We start from the raw sequence: 6,360 nt of genomic DNA, 5'->3' as shown, positions 1-6,360 counted from the left end.
CCGACAAGCGCCAGGGACTAAAGGATCCCCGTTGACATTCTCCCAGAGTGTAACGCTGTTGGAAGCGGTGGAGCTCCCGCAGCACGACTTCCAGCCGTTGTAAGCGCTCGCGCATAATCTCATCCCCCACCGGATGAGCCGGCCCCCACGCGCTCCCGGAACGCCCGCTCCAGCATCGCCCGAAGGAATGCGGTGTCCAGATAGCGCAGGATGGCACGGGTCTTGAACGCTACCCACTTCTGGGGATCCCGGCAGAAGATCAGGAGGCCCTCGGCCACGGCCCGATAGGCCAGGGCGGGGTTGCGCTCCAGCGCCACATCCAGAGGGATCAGGTCCACATCGCGGCCCAGGATCAGCTCCAGCGACGCGGTCCATTCCCCCAGCTCCAGCAGCGAGGGGGACGCGGCCGGGTAGATCCCGATGTCCACGTCGCTCCACGGCTGCTCCGCCCCTCGGGCGAGGGATCCGAACACCAGGGCGAATTCCACGCCGTAGGCGTCGAAAAGATCCTGGAGATCCCTCAGCCGGGCGCCCAGGATCGAAGGCAGTTCCGATCGGCTCGTCAGCGGAAGGGCTTCCATCGCTTCGCTCCTGACCTGGGCCGTTCGTGAGGGGGGAGGGCAGTCCCCGCCCCGGATCCCTGGTCAGACGACCGGGCCATCGCCGATCATGATCGCATCCTCCATCTGATCCAGCAAGGGCGCCATCCTTTCTTCACTCAGGGGGACCAGGTTGCCGGGCTCCACCCCTTGACAAAATCCCCGCTCTCACTACGATTGCCAGCTGTCCGCATCTTTTTCGGAGGGAATGCCCATGAGCGCCGAGATCGTCGCCAGGATCCGCCAGGCCATGGAAAGGCGCCGCGAGGAGATCCTCCGCTTCTTCTTCGACATCGTGGCCATCCCCAGCTACGATGCCCAGATCCGGGCGGTGGGGGAGCGGGTGGCGGAGGAGATGGCCCGCCTGGGCTTCGCGGACATCGGGTTTGACCCGATGGGGAACATCCGGGGGCGCATCGGCGGCGGCCCTCGCGTGCTGGTGTATGACAGCCACCTGGATACGGTCGGGATCGGGGATCCCGAGCAGTGGGCCTGGGATCCGTTCCGGGGCCGTCTGGAAGGGGATCTCTTCTACGCTCGTGGCGCATGCGACGAGAAGGGATCGACCCCCGGGATGGTCTACGGCCTGGCGATCGCTCGGGATCTGGGGTTGCTGGAGGGGTGGACCGTGTATTACTTCGGGAATATGGAGGAATGGTGCGACGGGCTGGCCCCGAATATCTTCGTCGAGGTGGACCCGAAGATCCGGCCCGACGCGGTGGTCATCGGGGAGCCCACGAGGCTGCGGGTCTATCGCGGCCATCGGGGGCGGGTGGAGCTGAAGGTGGTGGCCAAGGGGCGGAGCGCCCACGCGGCCTCCAACTGGCTGGGGGATAACGCGATCTACAAGATGCTCCCGGTGATCGCGGCGGTCCGCGACCTGGACCCCCATCTGAAATCCCACGAGTTCCTGGGCCGAGGCACCATCACCGTCACCATGATCGAGAGCCGCACCCCCTCCATCAACGCGGTCCCCGACGAATGCACCATCTACATTGACCGGCGGCTGACCTTCGGGGAAACCCAGGAGGAGGCGCTGGCCCAGGTGGCGGCATGCATCCCACCGGAGCACCGGGAGGCGATGCGGGCCGAGATCCTGCGCTATGAGGATCCCAGCTACACCGGCTTCCGCTATCCGGTGGAGAAATACTTCCCGGCCTGGGCGCTGGAGGAATCCCACCCGCTGGTCCAGGCAGGCCAGGCGACGATCGAGGCGATCTGGGGGGAGCGGCGGCCCACCGGGAAGTGGGATTTTTCCACTAATGGCACCTACTGGGCGGGCAAGGCCGGCATCCCCAGCATCGGCTTCGGCCCTGGGGACGAAACCTATGCCCATCGGGTCGATGAGCACATCTCCCTGAGTGAGGTGGTGGAAGCGACAGCCTTCTACGCCCTCTTCCCCTCCATCCTCCGGGGTTATTTCCCCGTATAATCGGAAGCGGGTTCCCGCATCCGCGGCGGAGCGACGTCGGGAGGCGTTCCTTGCTCCTGCGGCCGGAAAGGCTGCGAAAAGGAGGAGGGGAACCTTTCCCCTCGATGAAGGATAGGGGGCCGGGCAAGCGCCCTCGTCGGCCAGCAGGCCGATCAGGAGCTGCGCCGTTCGCCTCCTTGGGGGCTTAGGGGCGGAGCCGGATGCCTGCGGTGCCCGGTTCCATCCCCAAAGAAGTCTTTTCCCCGAGGGTGGGGGTGTTCCATTCCGTCCGACCGGCTCCAGGCTCCTACCCTTTCTCACAGCTCGAAAGGCCCCGGAAAGGAGAAGAGGATCCTTTCACGCCGTGTGCAACTGAGGCGGTGAATCCGACGGAGCTGCCTATGGCGTCTTTTCTGTTTCCAGCAAACCCAGCATCTGAATCAGGAGGCTTTCCATGCAGACCGATCTGCGCGGCCGTGATGTCATCAGCGACCTGGACCTGTCGGTGGAGGAGGTCCAGACGGTGCTGGAGGTGGCGTTCGATCTGAAGATGAAACAGGCCATGGGGGTTCCCCATCGCTACCTGGAAGGGAAGACCATGGCCATGCTGTTCTTCTACAGCAGCACCCGCACCCGTGCCTCCTTTGAGGCGGGGCTGGCGCAGCTCGGCGGGCATCCCGCCTTCATCGAATCGAAGACCACCCAGATCGCCCACGGGGACACCGCCAAGGAGATCGGGGAGATCTACGGCCGCTACTTCGATGCCATCGCGATCCGCCACGTCGATTGGGGGGTGGGGAACTCGTATATCACGGAGGTCGCCCGATACAGCCGGGCGCCGGTCCTGAACATGCAGTGCGACATCTACCATCCCTTCCAGATCCTGGCGGACCTCATGACCCTGGTCGAGAAGAAGGGGCGGGATCTGCGCGGGAAGAAGATCGCGGTCACCTGGGCCTACGCGGCCAGCTACCAGAAACCTCTCTCGGTCCCCCAATCCCTGATCCTCCAGCTCACCCGCTTCGGCATGCATGTGGTGCTGGCCCATCCGCCCGAGTTCCAGCTCATGCCCGACATCGTGGAGCAGGCGCGGGAGAACGCCCGCCGCTACGGCGGGGTCTTCGAGATCACCGACAGCATGGACGAAGCCTTCCGGGATGCAGACGCGGTCTACCCCAAGAGCTGGGGGAGCTGGGTGCTGACGACCGACCCGGAGGAGAGCGCCCGGATCGCCCGCAAGTATCAGGACTGGATCGCCGATGAGCGGCGGATGCAGCTGGCCCGGCCGGACGCTATTTACATGCACTGCCTGCCAGCGGATCGCGGCCTGGAGGTGACGGACGCGGTGATCGATGGGCCCCAGTCGGTGGTTTACGACCAGGCGGAGAACCGGTTGCACGTGCAGAAAGCGGTGATGGCGCTGGTGATGCGTTGATCTCCATTCCCTGGAGGCTCATATGCGTTTGGAGCCCGGACTGGCCGTTGTCGCCGTCGGCGGCAACTCCCTCATTAAAGGCCCAGATCGTATGACGGTCCCCGATCAATACGAGGCCGCCTGCGAGACCATGGTTCACATCGCCGAGATGATCGCCCAGGGCTGGCAGGTGGTGATCACGCATGGCAACGGCCCGCAGGTGGGCTTTATCCTCCGGCGCAGCGAGCTGTCCCTCCACGAGCTGCATCCCGTGCCCTTGGATGCGGCGGACGCGGACACTCAGGGGGCGATCGGCTATATGTTCCAGAAGGCCCTCTACAACGAGTTCCGGCGCCGAGGGATCCATCGGCTGGCCGTGACCGTGGTCACCCAGGTGCTGGTGGATCGCGAGGATCCGGCTTTTCAAAACCCGACCAAGCCCATCGGCTCCTGGATGGATGAGGAGACCGCCCGGCGGCGGGCCGCTGAACAGGGATGGGTGGTTCGGGAGGATGTCGGCCGGGGGTGGCGGCGGGTGGTTCCCTCCCCCCGCCCCCGACGCATTATCGAGCTGGCGGCCATTCGGTCTCTGTTGCGGGATGGCTTCGTGGTGATCGCCGTGGGCGGTGGGGGGATCCCGGTGGTGGAGGACGAAGAGGGGAACCTGGTGGGCGTCGAGGCGGTCATCGACAAGGATCTGGCCAGCGCTCTGCTGGCGATCGAGCTGAGGGCGGATCTCTTCCTGATCTCGACGGCGGTGGAGAAAGTGGCATTGAACTACGGGAAGCCGAACCAGCGCTGGCTGGATCGGCTGACCGTCCCGGAGGCCCGCCGCTATCTGGCGGAAGGCCACTTCCCCCCAGGCTCCATGGGGCCCAAAATCGAAGCCATCCTCCAGTATCTGGAGCACGGCGGGAAGGTCGCTCTGATCACGGATCCCCCTCATATCCCGGCGGCCTTGCGGGGCGAGACCGGCACGTGGTTTATCCGAGGTGAATGACGCAGCGAACAGCCGCTGAGCTGGCCGGAAGCCGGAAGGACGGGGCCGGGCGGCGGGCCAACTGGCCAGGGCCCTTAAACCCCGAATCGAAAGGGGACGCAGGAGCGAGGGGGAGGTGGGGCTGCTGAAGACGGCGCCCTACCCCCCAAAACCCGTAGTGGAGCTCGGACGTTATCCATGGCGTCGATTCATTAGGTCGAACGGGATTCTTCTGCACCGGTTTCCGGTTGGGCGACTCCTGCTTAGATCGTTGAGCGCGGCATGCGACTCCAGGGAAAGATCGCGCTGATCACCGGGGCCAGTCGGGGCATCGGGCTGGCGATTGCCCGGGCCTATGTGCAAGAGGGCGCGGCGGTAGCCCTTTGCGCCCGGGATGTCGCGGCGCTGGCGGCCGCGGCCGAGACCCTGCGCGCCTATGGCGATGGGGCCCGCATCCTGGCCCGGCCGTGCGACGTGACCCGACCGGAGGAGGTCGAGGCGTTGATGGCGGCCGTGGAGGCGGCCTTCGGTCGTCTGGACGTGCTGGTCAATAACGCCGCAGTGCTGGGACCTCGCGTGCCAATCGCCGAATATCCGCTGGAAGTCTGGCGCGAGGTCCTGGAAGTCAACCTCACGGGCGTCTTCTTAGTGACCCGCGCGGCCCTCCCCCTGATGCGGCAGGCCGGAGGCGGATCGATCATCAACCTCTCCTCGGGTGTGGGCCGGCGGGGGCGGGCGCGCTGGGGCGCTTACGCGGTCTCCAAGGGTGCCGTCGAAATCTTCACTCAGGTCCTGGCGGAGGAGCTCGCCCCCGAAGGCATCCGGGTCAACGCCGTCAACCCGGGCCCCACCCGCACCCGGATGCGGGCCCAGGCGTATCCGGAGGAGGATCCTCTCTCCCTGCCCGCGCCGGAGGAGATCGTCCCGATTTTCGTATATCTGGCCTCCGATGAGAGCCGGGAGATCACCGGACAGAGCCTGGACGCTCGTTCCTTCCGCTGGCCCTGAAAATAGACAGGAGACTTCCTGTGGCGGAGGTCCGCTTCCAGCGCATTGGGTTGGTCCTCCATCCCCAGCGTCCCCATGCCTGGGGGTTGGCGGAGGCGGTCGCCGAGTATCTCCAGCGAATCGGCCGGGAGCCGATCCTGCTCCCGGCGGAAACCCTGGATCGCGTGGAGATCGTCGCAGGCTGGGATCTGGCGATCACGTTCGGAGGGGACGGGCTGGTGTTGCGGGTCGCCCGCTATGCCGCCCCGGCCGGCGTGCCCATCCTGGGGATCAACCTGGGCCGGGTGGGGTTTCTGACGGAGATCCAGCCCGAGGAGTGGCTGGAGCAGCTGAGCCGGGTGTGGGAGGGCGATTACTGGGTGGAGCGCCGGCTCATGCTGGAGGCCTGCTGGATCCGGGAGGATCAGCGCCAGGGGCCCTTCTACGCGTTGAACGATGTGGTGATCGGCCGGATGGGCCTAGGGCGCATCGTGCGGGTCCGGGTGGAGATCGATGGGCGTTACTTCACGACTTATATTGGGGATGGCCTGATCGTAGCCACTCCGACCGGCAGCACCGCCTATGCGCTGGCCGCTGGCGGCCCCATCCTGCCCCCCGAGCTCAAGAACATCGTCCTGGTCCCGATTGCCCCCCACCTCAGCCTGGATCGGGCGGTGGTGCTGGATGAAGGGGTCCGCCTGACCCTGACCGTGCACACCGAGGGCAAGGCGGCGCTGACCATCGATGGGGCCGGGGATGAGCCGATCGCGGAAGGGGATCGGGTGGAGATCGCGGCGGCGCCCTTCAGCGCGCGCTTCATCCGGCTGCGGGACCGCTCCTATTTTTATCGCCTCCTCGCGACCCGCCTCCGGCGTATGGTCGCGGATGAAAACAACCCCTGATGTCATCGGCAACTTCCAGGCTCTCCCAGGGTTTGGGGGCTGAGGGGGGAGAAAGCGTCTTTCGGGGG

At 66.0% G+C, this 6,360-nt stretch carries 6 protein-coding genes; 5 read left to right on the top strand and 1 reads right to left on the bottom strand.

The features are described from left to right. Nucleotides 1-119 precede the first annotated feature (119 nt). Nucleotides 120-581 (bottom strand): nucleotidyltransferase family protein, encoded by a 462-nt coding sequence (locus tag NZM16_RS03365; protein ID WP_295450203.1) that lies wholly within the window; start codon nucleotides 579-581, stop codon nucleotides 120-122. Between the two features lie 232 nt (nucleotides 582-813). Between NZM16_RS03365 and NZM16_RS03360 the strand changes: the two genes are divergently transcribed. From NZM16_RS03360 to NZM16_RS03340, 5 genes are all read left to right on the top strand, one after another. After that, a complete protein-coding gene (locus tag NZM16_RS03360; protein ID WP_295450205.1) occupies nucleotides 814-2,031 on the top strand; it encodes a YgeY family selenium metabolism-linked hydrolase in 1,218 nt (405 codons plus the stop codon). Between the two features lie 433 nt (nucleotides 2,032-2,464). Next, nucleotides 2,465-3,445: an ornithine carbamoyltransferase gene (locus tag NZM16_RS03355; RefSeq protein ID WP_295450208.1), complete on the top strand. Its 981-nt coding sequence runs from the start codon at nucleotides 2,465-2,467 to the stop codon at nucleotides 3,443-3,445. 28 nt (nucleotides 3,446-3,473) lie between these two features. Continuing rightward, nucleotides 3,474-4,424: a carbamate kinase gene (gene arcC / locus NZM16_RS03350; protein ID WP_367281002.1), complete on the top strand. Its 951-nt coding sequence runs from the start codon at nucleotides 3,474-3,476 to the stop codon at nucleotides 4,422-4,424. Between the two features lie 261 nt (nucleotides 4,425-4,685). Further along, complete coding sequence (locus NZM16_RS03345) at nucleotides 4,686-5,411, top strand: SDR family NAD(P)-dependent oxidoreductase (RefSeq protein ID WP_295450212.1); 726 nt, start codon at nucleotides 4,686-4,688, stop codon at nucleotides 5,409-5,411. Between the two features lie 20 nt (nucleotides 5,412-5,431). Beyond that, nucleotides 5,432-6,292, top strand: coding sequence for an NAD(+)/NADH kinase (locus tag NZM16_RS03340; RefSeq protein WP_295450214.1), 861 nt, complete (start codon nucleotides 5,432-5,434; stop codon nucleotides 6,290-6,292). Nucleotides 6,293-6,360: the final 68 nt, after the last annotated feature.

The sequence above is a fragment of the Thermoflexus sp. genome (assembly GCF_025055495.1).
GTDB lineage: Bacteria > Chloroflexota > Anaerolineae > Thermoflexales > Thermoflexaceae > Thermoflexus.
Note: the sequence above shows the minus strand (reverse complement) of the source record. Positions and strands in the feature narration are given on the sequence as shown.

Excerpts from the sequence above, each read along its gene's own strand:
- NZM16_RS03360 (WP_295450205.1), top strand. The coding sequence starts at position 814 with ATGAGCGCCGAGATCGTCGCCAGGATCCGCCAGGCCATGGAAAGGCGC.
- NZM16_RS03365 (WP_295450203.1), bottom strand. The coding sequence starts at position 581 with ATGGAAGCCCTTCCGCTGACGAGCCGATCGGAACTGCCTTCGATCCTG.
- NZM16_RS03345 (WP_295450212.1), top strand. The coding sequence starts at position 4,686 with ATGCGACTCCAGGGAAAGATCGCGCTGATCACCGGGGCCAGTCGGGGC.
- NZM16_RS03355 (WP_295450208.1), top strand. The coding sequence starts at position 2,465 with ATGCAGACCGATCTGCGCGGCCGTGATGTCATCAGCGACCTGGACCTG.